General features: G+C 59.6%; 16 protein-coding genes. 4 read left to right on the forward strand and 12 right to left on the reverse strand.

From position 1 onward, the window contains the following. Positions 1-7 precede the first annotated feature (7 nt). Positions 8-2,698, forward strand: a complete 2,691-nt coding sequence (locus QRN33_RS05865) for a DEAD/DEAH box helicase (RefSeq protein ID WP_285407570.1) — start codon at positions 8-10, stop codon at positions 2,696-2,698. Between the two features lie 126 nt (positions 2,699-2,824). On the opposite strand, the gene QRN33_RS05870 is transcribed toward QRN33_RS05865, so the two are convergent. The 4 genes from QRN33_RS05870 to QRN33_RS05885 all read right to left on the reverse strand — a co-directional run bounded on the left by QRN33_RS05870 (position 2,825) and on the right by QRN33_RS05885 (position 8,754). Continuing rightward, positions 2,825-6,118 (reverse strand): DEAD/DEAH box helicase, encoded by a 3,294-nt coding sequence (locus tag QRN33_RS05870; RefSeq protein WP_285407571.1) that lies wholly within the window; start codon positions 6,116-6,118, stop codon positions 2,825-2,827. Between the two features lie 9 nt (positions 6,119-6,127). Continuing rightward, complete coding sequence (locus QRN33_RS05875; RefSeq protein WP_285407573.1) at positions 6,128-6,865, reverse strand: S-methyl-5'-thioinosine phosphorylase; 738 nt, start codon at positions 6,863-6,865, stop codon at positions 6,128-6,130. Positions 6,866-6,877: 12 nt separating this feature from the next. Beyond that, positions 6,878-7,888, reverse strand: a complete 1,011-nt coding sequence (nagZ, locus tag QRN33_RS05880; protein WP_285407574.1) for a beta-N-acetylhexosaminidase — start codon at positions 7,886-7,888, stop codon at positions 6,878-6,880. Positions 7,889-8,046: 158 nt separating this feature from the next. Beyond that, positions 8,047-8,754 carry a TetR/AcrR family transcriptional regulator gene (locus tag QRN33_RS05885; RefSeq protein WP_042609037.1) on the reverse strand — a complete coding sequence of 236 codons (708 nt, stop codon included), beginning with the start codon at positions 8,752-8,754 and terminating at the stop codon, positions 8,047-8,049. A 229-nt stretch (positions 8,755-8,983) separates the two neighbouring features. Between QRN33_RS05885 and lexA the strand changes: the two genes are divergently transcribed. Next, positions 8,984-9,592 carry a transcriptional repressor LexA gene (lexA, locus tag QRN33_RS05890; protein ID WP_016775490.1) on the forward strand — a complete coding sequence of 203 codons (609 nt, stop codon included), beginning with the start codon at positions 8,984-8,986 and terminating at the stop codon, positions 9,590-9,592. A 10-nt stretch (positions 9,593-9,602) separates the two neighbouring features. Continuing rightward, positions 9,603-10,076, forward strand: coding sequence for an SOS-induced cell division inhibitor SulA (gene sulA, locus QRN33_RS05895; protein WP_064365362.1), 474 nt, complete (start codon positions 9,603-9,605; stop codon positions 10,074-10,076). Between the two features lie 97 nt (positions 10,077-10,173). Here sulA and QRN33_RS05900 read toward each other — a convergent pair whose 3' ends face one another. From QRN33_RS05900 to QRN33_RS05930, 7 genes are all read right to left on the reverse strand, one after another. After that, on the reverse strand, positions 10,174-10,407 hold the full coding sequence (locus QRN33_RS05900) for a hypothetical protein (protein ID WP_003226592.1): 234 nt from the start codon (positions 10,405-10,407) through the stop codon (positions 10,174-10,176). 106 nt (positions 10,408-10,513) lie between these two features. Then, a complete protein-coding gene (locus QRN33_RS05905; RefSeq protein WP_123419114.1) occupies positions 10,514-11,038 on the reverse strand; it encodes a DUF6586 family protein in 525 nt (174 codons plus the stop codon). A gap of 144 nt (positions 11,039-11,182) precedes the next feature. Further along, the gene (topA, locus tag QRN33_RS05910; RefSeq protein ID WP_285407576.1) at positions 11,183-13,816 is read right to left on the reverse strand and encodes a type I DNA topoisomerase; all 2,634 of its coding nucleotides are present in this window, start codon (positions 13,814-13,816) and stop codon (positions 11,183-11,185) included. 114 nt (positions 13,817-13,930) lie between these two features. Then, positions 13,931-14,167: a DUF1653 domain-containing protein gene (locus QRN33_RS05915; RefSeq protein ID WP_123419112.1), complete on the reverse strand. Its 237-nt coding sequence runs from the start codon at positions 14,165-14,167 to the stop codon at positions 13,931-13,933. 93 nt (positions 14,168-14,260) lie between these two features. Then, positions 14,261-15,436 carry an acetyl-CoA C-acyltransferase FadA gene (gene fadA / locus QRN33_RS05920; protein ID WP_016775495.1) on the reverse strand — a complete coding sequence of 392 codons (1,176 nt, stop codon included), beginning with the start codon at positions 15,434-15,436 and terminating at the stop codon, positions 14,261-14,263. Between the two features lie 29 nt (positions 15,437-15,465). After that, complete coding sequence (gene fadB / locus QRN33_RS05925) at positions 15,466-17,613, reverse strand: fatty acid oxidation complex subunit alpha FadB (protein WP_090284755.1); 2,148 nt, start codon at positions 17,611-17,613, stop codon at positions 15,466-15,468. A gap of 525 nt (positions 17,614-18,138) precedes the next feature. Further along, positions 18,139-18,576 (reverse strand): hypothetical protein, encoded by a 438-nt coding sequence (locus QRN33_RS05930; protein ID WP_227972736.1) that lies wholly within the window; start codon positions 18,574-18,576, stop codon positions 18,139-18,141. A gap of 103 nt (positions 18,577-18,679) precedes the next feature. On the opposite strand from QRN33_RS05930, the gene QRN33_RS05935 reads away from it, so the two are divergent. After that, positions 18,680-19,117 (forward strand): universal stress protein, encoded by a 438-nt coding sequence (locus QRN33_RS05935; RefSeq protein ID WP_042609030.1) that lies wholly within the window; start codon positions 18,680-18,682, stop codon positions 19,115-19,117. 190 nt (positions 19,118-19,307) lie between these two features. Here the strand turns inward: QRN33_RS05935 and QRN33_RS05940 are convergent, their stop codons facing one another. Next, positions 19,308-21,230, reverse strand: a complete 1,923-nt coding sequence (locus tag QRN33_RS05940) for an ATP-binding cassette domain-containing protein (protein ID WP_083352302.1) — start codon at positions 21,228-21,230, stop codon at positions 19,308-19,310. Between the last annotated feature and the right edge of the window lie 76 nt (positions 21,231-21,306).

Genomic DNA, 21,306 nt, shown 5'->3' on the forward strand with positions numbered 1-21,306 from the left:
AGTCCTTATGCCGCCGCCCCTGAGCAAACCGCTGGCCCCATCGTGGGTCAGCCGATTCAAAGAACAGAGTCTGGAGCGCGGCCGTCGCTACGCTTTGGAGAATCGGGTGCGCATCGCCCAGGTCGGCGATGCGACCATCACCGCCAGTTGCGAAGGTTCTGGCGGCAGTGTCTACCGGCAGACTATCCATCTGCGCGAGTCAGCCAAAGCCACCCTGCTGCTGGTCGACGCCACCTGCACCTGTCCGGTGCGCAGCAACTGCAAACACTGCGCTGCGGTGCTGCTGAAAATCCAGGAAACCCTCGACTACCCCGCCGCCGCGAAAGATGCCGAACTGCTGGAGAAACTCCAGGCGGTGCTGGAAAACCGCAGCCCGAAAGCGCCACCGCAGGTTCTGGTGGACAACGTGCAGCCGGTGCCGCGCCTGTGGCTGGCCAGTGTCGAGTTCAGCGCTTTCGAGCCGCGTAATGGCAAGATGCAGCGTTACATTCAACACCGCGCGGCGCTGTCGTTCAGCTATCTGGACGAATATGTCAGCGGGCAAAAGCACAGCGATATCCTGATCCGTCAGGAAGCCCAGACCTTGCGGATAAAACGCCACCCGGATGTTGAACAGTCCTACCGCGAGCAGTTAAGAATCCTCGGTTTCCGCATCGCCACAAGGCAGAGCAAAGCCCTGCCGGAAAGCGCCGGCGAACTCTACGAAATGGTCAACGACAGCGCCTGGCTGACCTTCACCCTCAACGATCTGCCGAAGTTGCGCAGCCAGGGCTGGGAGTTGCAGATCGATGAAGAATTCGGCTTCGACCTGACCGCCGTCGACGACTGGTACGCCACCGTCGAACAGGCGCCGGAGCGCGACTGGTTCGATCTGGAACTGGGCATCATCGTCAACGGCGAACGCCTGAGCCTGCTGCCGATCCTGCTCAATCTGATGCGCTCGCACACCGAGATCCTCAACCCGGAACGCCTCGCCCGTCGTCGCGATGACGAATTGATTCTGGTAAACATTCCGCAACGCACCAGCGAGCACGGCCCGTTGCAGGTGGCGCTGCCGCTCGGCCGCTTGAAGCCGGTATTGATGACGCTGGGCGAGTTCTATTTGCAGGAGCCGGGCGAAACCACCCTGCGCCTGAGCAAGGCTGATGCCACCCGGCTCAATTCGCTGGAAGGCCTGCCGCTGCTGTGGGAAGGCGGCGAGCAGATCCGCACCTTCGCTCAGCGCCTGCGCGACATCCGCGATTTCAGCGCCGAAGCGCCGCAAGGCTTGAACGCAACGCTGCGCCCCTACCAGCTCGAAGGCTTGAGCTGGATGCAATCGCTGCGGCAGCTGGAAGTCGGCGGGATTCTTGCGGATGACATGGGTCTGGGCAAAACCCTACAGACCCTGGCGCATATTCTCACCGAGAAGAACGCCGGACGCCTCGATCGCCCGTGCATGGTGGTGATGCCGACCAGCCTGATCCCCAACTGGCTCGACGAGGCCGCGCACTTTACTCCGCAACTGAAAGTACTCGCGCTGTATGGCGCCACGCGCAAGAAACACTTCGACAATCTCGCCGACTTCGATCTGATCCTGACCACCTACGCCCTGCTGCCCAAGGACGTCGAGCGTCTGGCCAAACAGCCGCTGCACGTACTGGTGCTGGATGAAGCGCAGTACATCAAGAACCCCAACAGCAAAGCCGCCCAGGCCGCGCGCGACCTGAATGCGCGCCAGCGCCTGTGCCTCAGCGGTACGCCGCTGGAAAACCACTTGGGTGAACTGTGGTCGCTGTTTCACTTCCTGCTGCCGGGCTGGCTCGGCGACGTGAAGAGCTTCAATGCCGACTACCGCGTGCCGATCGAAAAGCGCGGCAGTGAAGTCAGGCTGCAGCACCTCAACGGTCGGATAAAACCGTTTCTGCTACGCAGGACCAAAGAGCAGGTCGCCACTGAGCTGCCGCCGAAAACCGAAATCATCCATTGGGTCGAACTCAACGAAGCGCAGCGCGATGTGTACGAAACCATGCGTCTGGCGATGGACAAGAAAGTCCGCGACGAGATCACCCGCAAAGGTGTGGCGCGCAGCCAGATCATCATTCTCGAAGCACTGCTCAAGCTGCGTCAGGTCTGCTGCGACCTGCGTCTGGTCAACGACGCCACCCTGCCCGCACGCGGCAGCACCTCGGGCAAACTCGACAGCCTGATGGAAATGCTTGAGGAACTGTTCGAAGAAGGTCGGCGGATTCTGCTGTTCTCGCAATTCACTTCGATGCTGTCGTTGATCGAGGACGAACTGAAAAAACGCAAGGTCGCCTATGCCCTGCTCACCGGCCAGACCCGTGACCGGCGCACCCCGGTAAAGGAATTCCAGAGCGGCAAGCGTCAGATCTTTCTGATCAGCCTGAAGGCTGGCGGTGTCGGTCTGAACCTGACCGAAGCCGATACGGTGATTCACTACGACCCGTGGTGGAACCCGGCAACCGAGAACCAGGCCACCGATCGGGCCTATCGCATTGGCCAGGAAAAGCCGGTGTTCGTGTACAAGATGATTGCCCGGGGCACGGTGGAAGAGAAGATTCAGCACCTGCAGAAGGAAAAGTCCGACCTCGCCGCGGGCGTGCTCGATGGGCGCAAGGCCGGAGACTGGAAGTTGCAGAGCGATGATATTGAAGCGCTGTTTGCGCCGTTGCCGGACAAGATCGACAAGCGTTGAAATTGTCGTCGCTGGTTGGATAGTTATCGCGAGCAGGCTCACTCCTACAGTTCGAAATGCGTTCCCCTGTAGGAGTGAGCCTGCTCGCGAAAGGCATCACCTCGGTCAAACGATTGAAACCGAAGCTCAATCCCTGGAAACAGGCAACGGCGCAAACAACGCTTCGATATCACTCTGTTCGAGTTTGAATCCCCCCGTCGTGCCACCCTCAAGCACCGCTCCGGCCAGCGCAGCCTTCTCCTGCTGCAACGCCTGGATCTTCTCCTCGACGGTGCCTTTGGCAATCAATTTGTAGACGAACACCGGATTGTTCTGGCCGATACGATACGCCCGATCAGTCGCCTGATTTTCCACCGCCGGATTCCACCACGGGTCGAAGTGAATCACCGTGTCCGCCGCCGTCAGGTTCAGACCAGTACCGCCGGCCTTGAGACTGATGAGGAACAACGGCACCTTGCCGCCCTGAAAATTCTTGACTGGCGTGCGCCGGTCGGTGGTGTCGCCGGTCAGCAACGAATAACCGAGCCCACGCTGCTGCAACTCCTCCTCGATCAGCGCCAGCATCGAGGTGAACTGGGAGAACAGCAGAATTCTGCGACCTTCACCGAGCAATTCTTCAAGCATCTCCATCAGGCTGGTCAGCTTGCCGCTGCCCGAGCGCAACGCCTTCGCCGTGAGCGGCATGTTGATCAAGCGCAGATCGCAGCAGACCTGACGCAGCTTGAGCAGCGCATCGAGAATGATGATCTGACTGCGCGCCACGCCGCTGCGGGCGATTTCGTCGCGGACTTTCTTGTCCATTGCCACGCGCACCGTTTCATAGACGTCGCGCTGACCATCGCTGAGTTCGACCCAGTGAATGATCTCGGTTTTCGGCGGCAACTCGGTAGCGACCTGATCCTTTTTGCGCCGCAGCAAAAACGGCTTGATCCGCGCCGTCAGGTGCTGCATGCGCTGCACGTTGCCGTGCTTCTCGATCGGTGTGCGGTAATCGCGGTTGAACGACTTGCTGTCGCCGAGCCAGCCGGGCATGAGGAAATGGAACTGCGACCACAGCTCGCCGAGGTGGTTTTCCAGAGGCGTACCGCTCAGACACAAGCGCTGACGGGCCTGCAAGTCACGCGCGGCCTGTGCGGCTTTGCTCAGCGGGTTCTTGATGTTCTGCGCTTCATCGAGAATCAGCACGCTCCACGACTGCGGCTGCAACGTCTCCAGGTCCCTGGGCAGCAATGCGTAAGTGGTCAGCACCAGGTCGTATTCGGCAAGATTGGCGAAGTCCTTTTGCCGCCCGGTGCCGTGCAGCGCCAGCACTTTCAACTGCGGCGTGAAGCGCTCGGCTTCATCGAGCCAGTTGGGAATCAGGCTGGTCGGCATTACCGCCAGTGCCGGGCAATCGAGACGCCCGGCGTGCTTTTCCGTGAGCAGGTGCGCCAGGGTCTGCAGGGTTTTGCCCAGGCCCATGTCATCGCCAAGAATGCCGCCGACCTCCAGCTCGCGCAGGGTTTGCATCCAGTTCAAGCCTTCGAGCTGATACGGGCGCAGTTGCGCATTGAGACCGGCCGGCGCAGCAACGTGGGCGTGACTGGAATTCTGCAGGCGCCTGGCAAAAGTCCGCAGGCGTTCGCCGCCCTGCCAATCCAGCGGTACGCCATCGAGCATGCTCAGGCGCGCGGCGTCTGGAGCGGTCAAGCGCAGCGCATCGCCCTGATGTCCGCCCAGGTACAGCTCACCCAGCGTCGCCATCAGCGGTTTGACCCGACTCAGCGGCAACGCGACCTTGGCACCCGCCGGATCGCCAAAACCGTTGGGCTTGAGTTCGATCAGGAGTTTTTCGTCATCGCTGCGTTGCGCCAGATTGACCGGGTCGAGCAAGCGCGGCTGGATGCGCAACAGATGCAGAAGGATCGGCAGCAAGCTGTAGCGCTCGCCATTGACGACGATGCCCAACTGCAAATCAAACCACTGATGCCCGGCCTCTTCTTCGACCTCGGCGTACCACTGTTCAACCGGTTGCACATTGAAATGGAAGCCGGGACTGATCTCGATTTTCCAGTCTGCGGAGCGCAGTGTGGCAAGCCCTTCGTGCATGAATCCGAGCCAGGCGGAATCATCCGGCAAGGTAAACATCTCGCCGGGACGATCCATAGCGCTCTTGCGCGTGGCTTTTTTGAAGCCGTGCTTTTGCAGGCTCTGGCGCAGCTTCTTTTCCAGCGCAGGCTGACGTTGAATGCGCTGGGTTTCGCTGCCGTTGAGGATCATCACTTCCGGATTACGATCCACCGCCGGCTGGCCGTTGTAGGTAAACACCAGAGCGGCGCGGTGCTCCAGAACGTATTCCCAGCGCGAACGCTCCCGGCCGCTGACCAGGGTCAGTTGCGGCTGCGGGAGCACGTCATCGATGATTCGTTCGGTGAGCTTGTGCGGCGGCGGGATTCTGCTCGTCGCGCTCATGCGATGGCTGAACTGCATGGCCTGACGCGCCGGAATGTCAGGAGCCAGGGTCAAGTGGCAGGCTAGTTTTTCTTCCAGCTCAGTGAACAGCGGGCCAACCTGGCGCTGCTCACGATCGAGGTAATAAAGCGGCTCCAGCGCCAGCACGGTTTCCTGCGCGGCTTCGGCACTGCTCCACTGGGCGCGGAACCCGCCGTCGGCCTGCCCGGCCCAAGAGAACTGGCCCACGCGTTTCGCGCCCGGCGTCAGTGGCTGCAAGTCTTCGAAGTCGAGGAACAGGCGCGAGGTGCGCAGGAGCATTTCCAGCAGTTCGGCGCCACTGCTGCCTTCCAGCGGATAGCCGCTGTAATAGGCGTGATGGGAATGCATGGCGACCAACAACCTGGCGACGCGCAGATCCAGTTCGGACAGGTAACCGGGCTGGCGCATGAGCATGTCCGAGAGCGAATACATCGGTTTTACTTCGCGCAACTCGCCGCTCTTGAGCTGATAGACCTTGAAAATATCGAGCAGCCACTTGCCGTTCGCAGGCGTCGGTTTGAGCTTGTAAAACAGACGCGTGCCTGCGGTTTGCGCACTCTCTTCAGCAGGCTTGGCCGGCACGGGAATTGTCGACAGCCAATGCTCCAGGGCCCGGCCCAAGGGGACCGCTGCGTCACTTTCAGACGTATCGTCGCCAGTGCCCTGCAGGTGATAGAGCACCGCTGCACAATGCTTGCAATCGATCGCAACGGGACAGGTACACAAGCACCGCAAATTAACCGATCCCAGGCGATCTTCGGACAGGTAGATGCTTTGCTCATACGCCTGAAGTTCCGAACCGACGCAGAACGCCTCGATTTTTTTGTCATCGATTTCGATGATCTCGACCCGGTCATCCGCAGCATAAGCGCGGGCCTTGGCCAACGCCTTGCTAGTGAATGCGTGGGTCCATATCAGCCCTTTAAGCCGCTCGATGAAAATGCTCATGGACAGTCCTTAGCTGGCCAGCACCCGTGCCAACGTAGATTTCACCTTGCCCATGCCATCGTGCAGTGCCTGCTCGATTTCGGCCATGGTGATCACTTCTGTGGTCTTGCCCGCGGCTGGATTCACCACCAGCGCCAGACAGGCGTAATCCAGATCCAGCTCACGGGCCAGCGCGGCTTCCGGCATGCCGGTCATGCCGACGATGTCGCAGCCGTCACGTTCCAGTCGGACGATCTCCGCGACCGTTTCCAGACGTGGGCCCTGGGTGCAGGCGTACACGCCCTGATCGCTGTATTCGCAGCCTTCAGCGGCGAGCGCGGCAATCAGTTGCTGACGCAACGGCTCGCTGTAGGGAAAGCTGAAATCGATATGAGTGACGTGTTCCAGATCGTCGGCGAAATAGGTGTGCTCGCGCCCGCTGGTGTAGTCGACGATCTGATGCGGCACGCAGAAATGCCCAGTGCCCATGGCCGGATGAATCCCGCCGACCGCATTCACTGCGATGATCGCTTCGGCACCGGCCTGCTTCAATGCCCAGAGGTTGGCGCGGTAGTTGACCTTGTGTGGCGGAAAGCGGTGCGGGTGACCGTGACGGGCGAGGAACAGCACTTCCTTGCCCGCGTACTCACCAATCTGCACTTCGGCCGAAGGTGCGCCGTAAGGAGTGTCGACTGCCAGCGACTGGCGGATGCTCAAACCTTCGAGCTGAGTCAGGCCGGTGCCACCGATGATTGCGTAAACGGTCATAACGAAAAATCCTTAATCGATCAGTTGGGCGTCTTTGAGCGCGCCGAGGGCGGTGAGCCAACGCGGGTCCTGACGATAATCGGTGCTGGCGAAAGCCTGACCGCGCATCTTCGCGATACGCGCGGACGGCTTGACCTTCATGCGCTGGGCGGCGCTGAGGGCCAGTTCGGCAGCGGCGCGGTCGTTGCACACCAGGCCCATGTCGCAGCCAGCAGTGAGCGCAGCTTCGATGCGACTGGCGGCGTCCCCGACCACATGGGCGCCGGCCATCGACAGATCATCACTGAAGATAACGCCATCGAACTGCAACTCGCCGCGCAGGATCTGCTGTAGCCAGCGCCGGGAGAAACCGGCGGGCTGTGAGTCGACTTGCGGATAGATGACGTGGGCCGGCATGACGGCGGCCAAGTGTTTGCTGAGTTTGGCAAACGGCACGAGATCGTTGGCGCGGATCTCGTCGAGGCTGCGCTCGTCGTTCGGAATCGCCACGTGGGAGTCGGCTTCGGCCCAACCGTGGCCGGGGAAATGTTTGCCGGTGGCGGCCATGCCGGCGCTGTTCATGCCGCGAATGAATGCGCCTGCGAGCAAGGCAGCACGCTCGGGATCGCCTTCGAAAGAACGGGTTCCGACCACGGCGCTGCGCTGATAGTCCAGATCCAGCACCGGGGCGAAACTCAGGTCGAGCCCGACCGCCAGCACTTCTGTGGCCATGATCCAGCCGCATTGCTCGGCGAGGTATTCGGCGTTCGGGTTGTCGGCGATGGCGCGCATGGCCGGCAGACGGACGAAACCCTGACGCAGGCGCTGCACGCGCCCGCCCTCCTGATCCACCGCCAGCAACAGATCCGGACGAATCGCGCGGATTGACGCGCTGAGTTCACGCACCTGGCGCGGATGCTCGATGTTACGGGCGAAAATGATCAGGCCGCCCACTTCGGGCTGACGCAACAATTGGCGATCTTCGGCCGTCAGCCAGGTACCGGCGACGTCCACCATCAACGAGCCTTGCAGGCCAGCAGTCATAGAGATTCCTTGAAAACGAAAAACCCGACCTGCCTGTGTTCGCTACCGTGGGCAGCGCCCGGACGGTCAGCAGAACTCATGCAGATCGGGTTCAGTACGAGAGTCGGCATGGCCGGCTAGCTTAGCGGATCCCCGCTGCCGCGCCCACCCGTGCGCGGTCAAACCTTGGCGGCGACCGGCGTGGATTTGCTGCGCGGCCGCAATTGCGCACTGGCCATGGCTGTATCGGTAACGCCGGTTTCGGCGCGCATGCCGGCGGCGAGGAACGGCACCATCAGGCGCATCACTTGCTCAATGGACGTGTTGACGCCGAAATCGGTTTCGGCAATCGCGCGCAAGGCCTTGATCCCGGACATGCTGAACGCGGCGGCGCCAAGCATGAAGTGCACGCGCCAGAACAGCTCGATCGGCGGAATGCGGGGCGCCGCTTCGTTGACCAGGAGCATGTAGCGGCGGAACACCTTGCCGTACATGTCTTCCAGATAACGCCGCAAGTGGCCCTGGCTCTGGCTGAATGCGAGGCCGAGCAAGCGCATGAAGATGGACAGGTCGTTGCCGCTGCGAGGCTGCACGACGAGCGCTTGCTCGACGAGGATTTCCAGCAACTCTTCGAGCGTCGGCTTGTTTTCCGGCTTGGCCTGACGGCGCTCGAGCTCTTTGTCGAGACTGACGCAGAATGGTCCGAGAAAACGCGAAAACACCGCCTGGATCAGCGCCTTCTTCGAGCCGAAGTGATAATTCACCGCAGCCAGATTGACGCCAGCCTTGCTGGTGATCAAACGCAATGAGGTTTCAGCGAATCCTTTCTCCGCGAACAACTGCTCGGCAGCATCAAGAATACGTTCAACGGTTTCCGACTGGGCCATGGCTACTCCGCCTGACAAACACTTGTTTGAAACATACGTTTCAGGCTGTGCGTTGTCAAGCCTGCCGGTTCGTTTTGGGAATGGTCGGTCAGCTATTTAACCACACGAGGCCACAGCATTAATAAGCGCCCTTGGCGACCGCTCGGCGGGCGGCAAAAAAACGCCCATTGCCAAGAGCGCTTCACTGTATATAATCCCAGTCACTGTATAAAAAGACAGAGCGATCAATATGCTAAAGCTGACGCCACGCCAAGCCGAGATTCTGGCCTTTATCAAACGTTGCCTAGAAGACAACGGCTATCCGCCCACCCGTGCGGAAATCGCTCAGGAACTGGGTTTCAAATCGCCCAATGCGGCGGAAGAACATCTCAAGGCCCTGGCCCGCAAGGGCGCGATCGAGATGACGCCCGGCGCTTCCCGCGGCATCCGTATTCCCGGCTTCGAAGCCAAGGCCGACGACTCCACCCTGCCGATCATTGGCCGAGTGGCTGCCGGCGCGCCGATCCTCGCCCAGCAGCACATCGAAGAATCCTGCAACATCAACCCGACCTTTTTCCATCCCCGCGCCGACTACCTGTTGCGTGTGCACGGCATGAGCATGAAGGACATCGGCATTTTCGACGGTGATCTATTGGCCGTACATACCACCCGTGAAGCACGTAACGGTCAGGTCGTGGTTGCCCGTATCGGCGACGAAGTCACGGTCAAGCGCTTCAAGCGGGAAGGCAGCAAAGTCTGGCTGATCGCCGAAAACCCCGAGTTTGCCCCTATCGAAGTCGACCTGAAAGATCAGGAACTGGTGATTGAAGGCTTGAGCGTCGGCGTCATTCGCCGCTAAAGGAGGCTCCATGCAGTTCCCACACACACCTCAGCAAACACAACTGCCTTTATTCGAAGCGTTTCTGGCCCAGCCTATGGCGCCGATTCTGAAAGACGTGGTCGAGCGTGATTGGAATGCCAAACCCGATGCCTTCAGTGAACTGTCACTGCGTGGTGCTGCCGGGAACTGCCTGAACCTGCTCGCGCCGATCCTGCGCGAGCTCAGCGAGGATCAGGATGCTCGCTGGCTGACGCTGATCGCCCCACCCGCCAGCCTGACGCAAACCTGGCTGCGCGATGCCGGACTGAATCGCGAACGCATTCTGCTGCTGCAACCGCGGGGCACTCAAAGCGCTCAGCAACTGGCGTGCGAAGCTTTGCGCCTGGGTCGCAGCCATACAGTGGTGACCTGGCTCAACCCGTTGAACGCCAACTCGCGGCAACAACTGATCAGCGCCGCGCGTACGGGCGAAGCTCAGAGTCTGAACATTCGTTTGGGGTAATTGCCTGGTGATGCGGGCTGTGTGAAGCGCAGGGCTTCTCCATGGATAGAGAAGCCGATCTGAAGCGCAAGCGATCGAGAAAAGGTCAAGGCGTGGATCAATGAAGAACCCGCGGCCCCTCTTCCTTATCAAACTCGCCTTCAACCATACGCCCTGCCATCTGCACGCCGACGCTCAGCATCGCTTTGGCAATTTCGACGTGCTGGCCTTGCAGGAACGCCTTGGCATCCTCGGAGAAATCCAGCGTCACCAGGGAGCCTTCGTCCTCAGCCCTGCGCAGTTCGATTCGGCCGTCTGGTAACTCGACAATTTCTAGAAAGGACGTTGGCATATAAGTCTGTTCTCCACGAAAGGCAGCGATTATATAGACATCATTCGAGCTTCGCTCGGGATCTTGACCAGCAGCATGTTTCTGATTGCCACTGCATCAAACCCCGTCAGCACTCGTTCAAGCCTTCACGGAATCTAATGGCCAAGCCTTTGAGGCTCTGTCGCCAGCTCTCCAGCTCCTCTCGAGTCAGCTCTTCTGACGCCTCTTCTTCATCCAGGTTGATGGCCTGAATCAGCGGCTGTGTCACGTCGCCTTTCGGTTTGCGTGGCACCCTGGGAGGTTGAAACAGTGCCGCGTGCGCCGCCAGCAGTTTGGCCAGCCAGGTTTCCGGATTCCCGGCCAGCTCGACCATTTCTGCCAGCTCCGGGATAGCGATCGATTCCAGGACTTCCTGCTTCAGCAACTCCTCCGCCCTCGGCGAATTGGCCTGCGGTAGCCGGTAAAAACCGGCAATCTCATGACACAGACCCAGCAGTGCGCCGTAGAGGTGGAACAGCGCCGACTCACGCCCGGCCTGAATCAGCGCCAGAGAATTCATCGCCCGCCCTTCTTCTGCACGAGCCAGAGCTTCCAGTGACAGGCCGGCGAAATAGATCTTCTGGTTGGTGCGGGTATAGAGTTCGTGGGCCATGACGGCAGCCTCCACAACGAAATAATTGCTTCACACAGGCCGAACAGTGTCGTGGATCAGCCAATGCCACCGCAAGCACAAAACAAAAAGGCCGCATGAAATCCTTAAGGTTTCATGCGGCCTTTTCGCTGTTCAGACTAACGCTTACTCAGCCTTGGCCTTCGCGCTGCGCTTGTCTTCAACTGTCCACTTGCCACCGTCGTAATACGCTTTCCAGCCTGTAGGCTTGCCGTCGACTTCGGTCTGCACGTATTGCTCCTTGGTCTTGCGGCTGTAGCGGATGACCGCCGGCAGACCGTCAGGATCCTTCTGCGGAGCTTCGCACAGGAAGTGGTACTTCGGATCGATCTCGTCCTTGTGCGGCAGAATCTCGATTACCAGCGGAGCACGGGTCTCGCGGTTTTTCGGGAACTGACTGGCGGCCAGGAACAGACCGGATGCGCCGTCGCGCAGGATGTAGGTGTCGTTGACCTTTTCGCATTTCAGCTCAGGCATCTTCACCGGATCCATCTTCGGTGGCGCTGCGTCACCGCTCTTCAGCAGTTTGCGGGTGTTTTTGCACTCCGGGTTGGTGCAACCGAAGAATTTGCCGAAACGACCGGTCTTGAGCTGCATCTCGCTGCCGCACTTGTCGCATTCCAGACTAGGACCTTCATAGCCCTTGATGCGATAACTGCCTTCTTCGATTTCATAACCGGCGCAATCCGGGTTGTTGCCGCAGATGTGCAACTTGCGCTTTTCGTCCAGCAGGTAGGCGTCCATCGCCGTGCTGCAGATCGGGCAACGATGCTTGCCACGCAGTACCAGCGATTCCGATTCACCCTCGTCGTCCGCTGCGATTTCATCGCCCGGCACCAGGTTGACCGTGGCCTTGCAGCGCTCTTTCGGCGGCAGGCTGTAGCCCGAGCAGCCGAGGAACACGCCAGTCGAGGCAGTACGAATCTGCATCGGGCGGCCGCAGGTGGTGCACGGAATGTCGGTCATGACCGGCTGGTTGGCGCGCATCCCGCTGTCCGGGTTTTCCGCTACTTCGAGTTTCTTCTTGAAGTCGCCGTAGAACTCGTCCAGTACGTTTTTCCAGTCGCGCTCGCCTTGCGCCACGTCATCAAGGTTCTCTTCCATGCCGGCGGTGAAGCCGTAGTCCATGAGATTGGAGAAACTTTCGGAAAGACGCTCGGTGACGATGTCGCCCATCTTCTCCGAATAGAAACGGCGGTTGTGCAGCGTCACGTAACCGCGATCCTGAATGGTCGAAATGATCGCAGCGTAGGTCGAAGGACGACCGATGCCGCGCTTTTCCATTTCCTTGACCAGACTGGCTTCGGAGTAACGCGCCGGTGGCTTGGTGAAATGCTGCGACGGATCGAGCTTGATCAGCTTCATCACATCGCCCTGCGCCATATCCGGCAGCACGTCGTCATCGCCGGGCTTGGCAATTTGCGGCATCACGCGGGTGTAACCGTCGAACTTGAGGATCCGGCCCTTGGCGCGCAGTTCGAAGTCGCCAGCGCCAACGCTGACGGTGGTCGACAGGTACTGCGCGGGCAGCATCTGGCAGGCGAGGAACTGACGCCAGATCAGCTCATACAGACGCTCGGCATCACGTTCCATACCCGCCAGCTTGCTCGGTGTGGTGTTGGCGTCGGAGGGACGAATCGCTTCGTGAGCCTCTTGCGCACCTTCCTTGCTGCTGTAGACGTTCGGCGATTCCGGGAGGTATTTCTTGCCGAACTCGTCTTCGATGTAAGTGCGCGCCATCGCTACGGCGTCGGCCGAGAGATTGGTCGAGTCGGTACGCATGTAAGTGATGTAGCCGGCTTCGTACAGACGCTGGGCCATCATCATGGTTTTCTTCACGCCGAAACCGAGGCGGTTGCTCGCGGCCTGCTGCAAGGTCGAGGTGATGAAAGGCGCCGACGGCTTGCTGCTGGTCGGCTTGTCTTCGCGCTTGACGATGCTGTAGCTGGAGGATTTGAGCTTCTCCAGCGCAGTCATGGCCTGGGCTTCGTTGAGCGGCTTGAAGGCTTCGCCTTTTTCGCGAGCCACTTCGAAACGCACGGTCGAGCCTTTGGCAGTGCCGAGATCGGCATGCACTTCCCAGTATTCTTCCGGGATGAACGCACGAATCTCGCGCTCACGCTCGACCACCAGTTTCACCGCTACCGATTGCACACGACCGGCGGACAGACCACGGGCGATCTTGGCCCACAGCAGCGGCGACACCATGTAGCCGACAACGCGGTCGAGGAAGCGACGCGCCTGCTGGGCGTTGACACGATCGATGTCCAGCTCGCCCGGCTCGGAGAAGGCTTCCTGAATCGCCTTCTTGGTGATTTCGTTGAACACCACGCGCTTGTAGCGGCTGTCATCACCACCGATGGCTTCGCGCAGGTGCCAGGCAATGGCTTCCCCCTCGCGATCCAAGTCGGTTGCGAGATAGATGGTGTCAGCATCCTTGGCGAGCCGGCGCAGCTCTTCGATGACCTTCTCTTTACCCGGAAGGATCTCGTACTTGGCTTTCCAGCCGTGCTCGGGATCGACGCCCATACGCGAGACCAGCTGCTTGCGAGCTTTGTCTTTCGGCGAGAGCACCGGACCTTCGCCCGCAGCCGCCTTGCCACGCTTGGCGGCTGGCTCTTTGCTGGCGCTAGCCGAACCGCTGGTGGGCAGGTCTCGGATATGGCCGATACTCGACTTCACCACGTATTGGTTACCCAGATACTTGTTGATGGTCTTGGCCTTAGCCGGGGATTCCACAATGACCAGCGATTTGCCCATGGATCAGAAAATTCCTGAATTCTAGAAGTGAAAGGCGGTTGGCGCCTGACGCGGCACCGCTATATATAGTTGATACAAGGTGAGGTCAAGCGCAGGGTTCTCTGCGCAGTCGCCTCAAACCTCGTCAAAAAGGCTCGGTTCGGCTTGCACCAAAGCAAAGCGCGGCACCTGCTCGCCGTCAACCTCGACCGACTCGACAAACATGCTCAGCGGGCGCACCCAAAAGCCGTAATCGCCATACAGGGCTTGGTAAAAGACCACTTCTTCTTCGGTTTCGGAATGCCGCGCAATACTGAATACACGGTATTGCGGACCTTTGTAATGTTGATAGAGCCCAGGTTGTATCGGCATGCTTCGGCCCTCACTGAAATCTTTTCAAAAATAAATAAAAAACCCAAAAACAAAAACCGGGGCACTGGGCCCCGGCTTCCATCGACGAGACGCTTAAACGCGTTCGAAGACGGTGGAGATACCTTGGCCGAGACCAATGCACATAGTGGCCACCCCGAAGGTACCGCTATTCTGCTTCATCACGTTCAGCAGGGTGCCGGAAATACGCGCACCGGAGCAACCGAACGGGTGACCCAGGGCGATCGCGCCGCCGTGCAGGTTAACCTTCTCGTTCATCTTGTCGAGCACTTTCAGATCTTTCAGCACTGGCAGGGCCTGTGCAGCGAAAGCTTCGTTGAGCTCGAAGAAGTCGATATCGTTGATGCCAAGGCCCGCACGCTTCAGGGCTTTTTGGGTCGCTGGCACTGGACCATAGCCCATGATCGCCGGATCCACACCCGCCACTGCCATCGAACGGATCACCGCCATCGGCTGGATACCCAGGTCCTGCGCGCGCTGCGCCGACATCACGATCATGCACGAGGCGCCGTCCGTGATCTGCGACGAAGTGCCCGCCGTCACGGTACCGCCCTTCGGATTGAATGCCGGCTTGAGCGCCGCCAGACTTTCCAGGGTAGTTTCCGGACGAATGGTTTCGTCGTAGTCGTACAGTTTCAGGAAACCGTTCTCGTCGTAACCCTGCATCGGGATGATTTCGTCCTTGAACTTGCCTTCCACAGTTGCCTTGTGGGCCAACTGGTGAGAACGCACGCCAAAGGCATCCTGCTGTTCGCGGGTGATGCCGTGCATCTTGCCGAGCATTTCAGCGGTCAGGCCCATCATGCCCGAGGCTTTCGCCGCGTACAGCGACATATGCGGGTTCGGATCGACACCATGCATCATGCTCACGTGGCCCATGTGCTCGACGCCGCCGACCACGAACACGTCACCGTTGCCGGTCATGATCGCTTGCGCAGCAGTGTGCAGTGCACTCATCGACGAGCCACACAGACGGCTGACGGTCTGGCCGGCCGAGGTGTGCGGAATCTGGGTCATCAGCGACGCCATGCGCGCGATGTTCCAGCCCTGTTCCAGGGTCTGGTTGACGCAGCCCCAGATCACGTCCTCGACTTCCGCCGGGTCGACCTTGCTGTTACGTTCCAGCAGTTTGCTGATCAGGTGCGCCGACATGTCTTCAGCGCGGGTGTTGCGGTGCATGCCGCCCTTGGAGCGGCCCATCGGAGTACGACCGAAGTCGACAATCACGACGTCTCTAGGATTCAAGCTCATAAGTTCACTCTCACTCTAGTTGGGGGCGCTTAACCGAAGAAGCTCTGGCCGTTTTTGGCCATTTCGCGCAGCTTCGCGGTCGGGTGATACAGCGCGCCCAAATCAGCGTACTGGTCAGCCAGGGCAACGAACTCGGCGACACCGATCGAATCGATGTAGCGCAGCGCGCCGCCACGGAATGGAGGGAAACCGATACCGTAAACCAGACCCATGTCGGCTTCGGCGGCGGTTTCGACGATGCCGTCTTCCAGGCAGCGCACGGTTTCCAGGCACAGCGGGATCATCATCCAGTTGATGATGTCTTCGTCAGTGACTTCGCGCTGCTCGTAAACGATCGGCTTGAGCACTTCCAGCACCGACGGATCGGCGACTTTCTTCTGCTTGCCTTTCTTGTCGGCCTCGTAGGCGTAGAAACCCTTGCCGTTCTTCTGGCCCAGGCGCTTGGCTTCGTACAGCACGTCGATGGCCGAACGACGGTCATCCTTCATGCGATCCGGGAAACCTTCAGCCATGACGTCACGACCGTGGTGACCGGTGTCGATGCCGACCACGTCCATCAGGTATGCCGGGCCCATTGGCCAGCCGAACTTCTCCATGACCTTGTCGATACGCACGAAGTCGACACCGGCGCTGACCAGCTTGGCGAAACCGCCGAAGTACGGGAACAGCACGCGGTTGACCAGAAAGCCCGGGCAGTCATTGACGACGATCGGGTTCTTGCCCATTTTCTTCGCGTAGGCAACGGTGGTGGCAACAGCCAGTTCACTCGACTTTTCGCCACGGATCACTTCCACCAGCGGCATCATGTGCACCGGGTTGAAGAAGTGCATGCCGACGAAGTTTTCCGGACGCTTGAGGGCCTTGGCCAGCAGGCTGATGGAAATGGTCGAAGTGTTGGAGGCGAGGATGGTGTCCTCTTTGACCTGACCTTCGACTTCAGCCAGTACCGCTTGCTTGACCTTCGGGTTCTCGACCACAGCTTCGACGACCAGATCGACGTGACCGAAGTCACCGTAGGACAAGGTCGGACGAATGCCGTTGAGCACTTCAGCCATCTTCGCGGCGGTCATGCGACCTTTGTCAACGCGACCAACCAGCAGCTTGGCCGCTTCGGCCAGACCCTGCTCGATACCGTGCTCGTTGATGTCCTTCATCAGGATCGGCGTGCCTTTGGAGGCCGACTGATAGGCGATACCGCCACCCATGATGCCAGCGCCGAGTACGGCGGCCTGCTTCACGTCTTTGGCGATTTCGTCGTAGGCCTTGGCCTTTTTCTTCAGTTCCTGATCGTTCAGGAACAGACCGATCAGGCTCTGCGCAGCAGAGGTCTTGGCCAGTTTGACGAAGCCTGCGGCTTCCACTTCCAGAGCTTTGTCGCGCCCGAAGTTCGCGGCTTTCTGGATGGTCTTGATTGCTTCGACCGGCGCCGGGTAGTTCGGACCCGCTTGACCGGCGACGAAACCTTTGGCGGTTTCGAAAGCCATCATCTGCTCAATGGCGTTCAACTTGAGTTTTTCAAGTTTCGGCTGACGCTTGGCCTTGTAGTCGAACTCACCGGAAATGGCGCGCTTGATCAGCTCGAGGGCAGCTTCCTGCAGCTTCTCGGGAGCAACCACGGCGTCGACGGCGCTGACTTTCAGGGCGTCTTCAGGGCGGTTTTCCTTGCCGGCGGCAATCCATTCGATGGCGTTATCGACGCCGATCAGGCGTGGCAGACGTACGGTACCGCCGAAGCCCGGGTAGATGCCCAGTTTGACTTCCGGCAGGCCGATCTTGGCCTTGGTGGACATGACGCGATAGTCGGCCGCCAGGCACATTTCCAGACCGCCACCGAGGGCGATGCCGTTGATGGCCGCGACGGTTGGCACGTTGAGGTCTTCGAAATCGCTGAAGATCTTGTTGGCTTCGAGATTGCCAGCAACCAGCTCGGCATCCGGCAGCTTGAAGTTGTCGACAAATTCGGTGATGTCGGCGCCGACGATGAACACGTCCTTGCCACTGCTGACGATCACGCCCTTGATCGAAGCATCTGCCTTGATGGTGTCTACGGCCTGACGCAGTTCGTTCAGGGTTAGACGGTTGAACTTGTTGACGGACTCACCCTTGAGGTCGAATTTCAATTCGACGATGCCACTTTCAAGAGCTTTAACCGTGATGGCTTTACCTTCGTAAATCATCAACTGATCTCCACGATATGGAAGCTGAACAGTACACGTCGGACGCAGGCATATGGCTCAGAAGGACGCTTTGTTCGTCAATGCTGATACCTGTCCGCCTGGCACACCCGCCAACGCGATAGTCGGGATTCTGTAGGAGCAGTCTGTAAGACAAACGCTCAATTCATACGCCCGTTTGATTCGGGTACGTCACATTCACGGAATTTCTGACAATTGTCAATCGCCCTAAATTCGGGCTGAAACGCGACTTTGCAGTCATTTCTGCACCATGATGAGCAGCAACACGCGCCCGCATGGTCAGCTATTCATAGAATCAATAGTTAGAAAAGTCGCCCTAATTCCCGACGTGCCCTGTTCAGAAGGCTACGCTAGGTGGACTTCAGAGAATTTATCGAGGCGAACCAAGCGTCTGCCGCGAAAAAGTTTACCGGCCTGCCTGGCCAACCCGCCCGACGAATCATGTCGGGCTTTTTAATGCGCGTCTGCCGGACGCATCACACCGTTGCAGTGAGAAAAATCGCCACGTCACGCGAGCGCTTTCAGCGTCGCGTCAATATCCTGCAAAACCGTCGCTTCGCCCTTCTCGCCCCAGTACAAGGCGATCATCTGCCTGTCCGCTTCGATCTTGAAAACATTGCCCGGCAATTTTTCGAAATAATCCAGCAGCGTCCGGTCCTCGCAGACTTCCTGCCACTGATTGACCCAGACTCCGGGAGTCTTCTGCCAGTAGGTCCAGCACGCCGGCTGACTGCCACGCCGCGGCCGGTGGTACTGGGCGCAGGGATTCGGCGGCTCAGGCAACAGCCAGTGCGGCCACTCCTGCGGCGCCAGCTGCATGGCCAGGCCGATGCGCCGCGCTTCCATGCGCAGGGCCATGCGCCCGCTCTGTGTACGCGATGGGCGCAACCATGCCAGCGGACTTAAAACTACCAGCAGGATTGACACCACCAGCCAGACCGTCATATCTGTACTCCCGATTTTTGATGAGCCCATTGTGTCACTAGCGAACCAATGCGCTTGAAACCAGCCATACTTACCAATATCGAACCCTCAGGAGGAGCACCTCATGCCCTACCACCACATACTGGTCGCTGTAGATCTGACCGAAGAGTGCGACCCTGTGATCCACCGCGCCCGCGAGCTGTCGGTGAGCAACGGTGCCAAGTTGTCGCTGGTGCACATCGTTGAACCGATGGCCATGGCCTTCGGTGGCGACGTGCCGATGGACCTGTCACAACTGCAACAACAGCAGTTCGATCAGGCCAAGGAGCGCCTGGAAAAACTGAAATCAAAATATCCCGAGCTCGAAGGCGCCAATTGCCACCTGACCTACGGCCAGCCACGCCAGGAAATCCACCACTTCGCCAAAGACCAGGCGTGCGATCTGATTGTGGTTGGCAGCCACGGCCGTCATGGTTTGGCGCTATTGCTCGGCTCGACTGCGAATGACGTGCTGCACGGTGCGCCTTGCGATGTACTGGCGGTGCACCTGGTCAAACGCTGACTTGTCTTGCTCATTGTGGGAGCGAGCCTGCTCGCGAATACGTCGGCGCATTCAAAATGAGTGCTGCCTGACACACCGCTTTCGCGAGCAGGCTCGCTCCCACAGGTAATTTGATTCATCCTTTATCGCATTACATATGAAAAGCCCGGCGCTCATTACTAAGCGCCGGGCTTTTTCATATCAGGATCAATCAGGCATCCAGCTCGGCCCAACGCTCCACCAACGCATCCAGCTCAGCCTGCAGTTGCTCCAGCGAAGCTATCACCTTGGCCGTTTCCGCCGGCGGACGCTGATAGAAACCGGCTTCAGCCATTTCCGCCTCAACCGCAGCAATCTGCTGTTCCTTGGCGTCGATGTCGCCCGGCAAGGCTTCCAGCTCACGCTGGAGCTTGTAGCTCAGCTTCTTCTTGGCAGCCGGTGCAGCTGCGCCTGGCGCAGCAACCACAGCAGGTTCAGCGGTAACCACTGCCGAGTTGAGATCCGCCTTGCCCGACTTGCTTTCAGTCACGCCCAGCAGGCGCGGCGAACCGCCCTGACGGATCCAGTCCTGATAGCCGCCGACATATTCACGAACCTTGCCTTCACCTTCGAAAACCAGAGTGCTGGTCACCACGTTGTCGAGGAATGCCCGGTCGTGGCTGACCATCAGCACGGTGCCGTTGAAGGTCAGCAGCACTTCTTCGAGCAGTTCAAGGGTTTCCACATCGAGGTCGTTGGTTGGTTCGTCGAGTACCAGCAGGTTGGCCGGTTTGCTGAACAGCTTCGCCAGCAACAGACGCGCGCGCTCACCACCCGACAACGCCTTGACCGGCGTGCGCGCACGCTGCGGGCTGAACAGGAAGTCGCCGAGGTAACTCAGCACGTGGCGGCTCTGCCCGTCAATGTCGATGAAGTCGCGACCTTCGGCGACGTTGTCGATCACGGTTTTTTCCAGATCCAGCTGATGGCGCAACTGGTCGAAGTAGGCCACGTCGATGCGCGTGCCCTCTTCGACTTTGCCGCTGGTGGGTTGCAGACCGCTGAGCATCAGCTTCAGCAGTGTGGTCTTGCCGGTACCGTTGGCGCCGAGCAGACCGATACGGTCGCCGCGCTGCAGGACCATGGAGAAATCCTTGATCAGGAACGGCCCGCCCGGATGCGCGAAGCTCACGTTCTCGAGCACCATCACCTGCTTGCCGGACTTGTCGGCGGTTTCCAGCTGAATGTTGGCTTTGCCGGTACGCTCGCGACGCTCACTGCGCTCGACGCGCAGGGCTTTCAGCGCACGCACGCGGCCTTCGTTACGGGTACGCCGGGCCTTGATGCCCTGACGGATCCACACTTCTTCCTGAGCCAGACGCTTGTCGAACAGCGCGTTGGCGGTTTCTTCAGCGGCCAGCGCCGCCTCTTTGTGCACGAGGAAACTGGCGTAGTCGCCGTTCCAGTCGATCAGGCCGCCGCGATCCAGTTCGAGAATGCGCGTGGCGAGGTTTTGCAGGAAGGAACGGTCGTGCGTGATGAACAGCACGGCGCCCTGGAAATCCTTCAGTGCCTCTTCGAGCCAGGCGATCGCACCGATGTCCAGGTGGTTGGTCGGTTCGTCGAGCAGCAGCAGATCCGGCTCGGACACCAGGGCCTGCGCAAGCAGCACTCGACGACGCCAGCCGCCGGACAACTCGGCGAGGGTCTTGTCGGCCGGCAGTTGCAGGCGGCTCAGGGTGCTGTCGACCAGGGTCTGCAAGCGCCAGCCGTCACGGGCTTCGAGGTCGTGCTGGACGTGCATCAGCTTGTCCAGGTCGGCGTCGGTGACGATGTTCTGGCTCAAGTGATGATATTCGGCGAGCAACGCGCCGACGCCGTCGAGGCCTTCAGCCACCACATCGAATACCGTCCGGTCGTCGGCCACCGGCAATTCTTGCGGCAATTCGCCGATTTTCAGACCGGGGGCACGCCAAACCGAGCCGTCATCGGGCTTCTGATCGCCCTTGACCAGTTTCATCATGCTGGATTTGCCAGTGCCGTTGCGGCCGATGATGCACACCCGCTCTCCACGGGCGATCTGCCAGGATACCTTGTCCAACAACGGCATAGCGCCGAACGCAAGGGACACATCGCTGAATTTGAGCAGGGTCATGAGCTTCTCCAAAAACCGGGGGCGCATTCTACCCGACTTGGGGCTTCAGCAGGCCGGCAATTTGTCGGTCGAAGCA

The organism is Pseudomonas sp. FR229a, from assembly GCF_030209115.1.
Lineage (GTDB): Bacteria > Pseudomonadota > Gammaproteobacteria > Pseudomonadales > Pseudomonadaceae > Aquipseudomonas > Aquipseudomonas moraviensis_A.

Excerpts from the sequence above, each read along its gene's own strand:
- QRN33_RS05865 (WP_285407570.1), top strand. The coding sequence starts at position 8 with ATGCCGCCGCCCCTGAGCAAACCGCTGGCCCCATCGTGGGTCAGCCGA.
- QRN33_RS05870 (WP_285407571.1), bottom strand. The coding sequence starts at position 6,118 with ATGAGCATTTTCATCGAGCGGCTTAAAGGGCTGATATGGACCCACGCA.
- QRN33_RS05875 (WP_285407573.1), bottom strand. The coding sequence starts at position 6,865 with ATGACCGTTTACGCAATCATCGGTGGCACCGGCCTGACTCAGCTCGAA.
- nagZ (WP_285407574.1), bottom strand. The coding sequence starts at position 7,888 with ATGACTGCTGGCCTGCAAGGCTCGTTGATGGTGGACGTCGCCGGTACC.
- QRN33_RS05885 (WP_042609037.1), bottom strand. The coding sequence starts at position 8,754 with ATGGCCCAGTCGGAAACCGTTGAACGTATTCTTGATGCTGCCGAGCAG.
- lexA (WP_016775490.1), top strand. The coding sequence starts at position 8,984 with ATGCTAAAGCTGACGCCACGCCAAGCCGAGATTCTGGCCTTTATCAAA.
- sulA (WP_064365362.1), top strand. The coding sequence starts at position 9,603 with ATGCAGTTCCCACACACACCTCAGCAAACACAACTGCCTTTATTCGAA.
- QRN33_RS05900 (WP_003226592.1), bottom strand. The coding sequence starts at position 10,407 with ATGCCAACGTCCTTTCTAGAAATTGTCGAGTTACCAGACGGCCGAATC.
- QRN33_RS05905 (WP_123419114.1), bottom strand. The coding sequence starts at position 11,038 with ATGGCCCACGAACTCTATACCCGCACCAACCAGAAGATCTATTTCGCC.
- topA (WP_285407576.1), bottom strand. The coding sequence starts at position 13,816 with ATGGGCAAATCGCTGGTCATTGTGGAATCCCCGGCTAAGGCCAAGACC.
- QRN33_RS05915 (WP_123419112.1), bottom strand. The coding sequence starts at position 14,167 with ATGCCGATACAACCTGGGCTCTATCAACATTACAAAGGTCCGCAATAC.
- fadA (WP_016775495.1), bottom strand. The coding sequence starts at position 15,436 with ATGAGCTTGAATCCTAGAGACGTCGTGATTGTCGACTTCGGTCGTACT.
- fadB (WP_090284755.1), bottom strand. The coding sequence starts at position 17,613 with ATGATTTACGAAGGTAAAGCCATCACGGTTAAAGCTCTTGAAAGTGGC.
- QRN33_RS05930 (WP_227972736.1), bottom strand. The coding sequence starts at position 18,576 with ATGACGGTCTGGCTGGTGGTGTCAATCCTGCTGGTAGTTTTAAGTCCG.
- QRN33_RS05935 (WP_042609030.1), top strand. The coding sequence starts at position 18,680 with ATGCCCTACCACCACATACTGGTCGCTGTAGATCTGACCGAAGAGTGC.
- QRN33_RS05940 (WP_083352302.1), bottom strand. The coding sequence starts at position 21,230 with ATGACCCTGCTCAAATTCAGCGATGTGTCCCTTGCGTTCGGCGCTATG.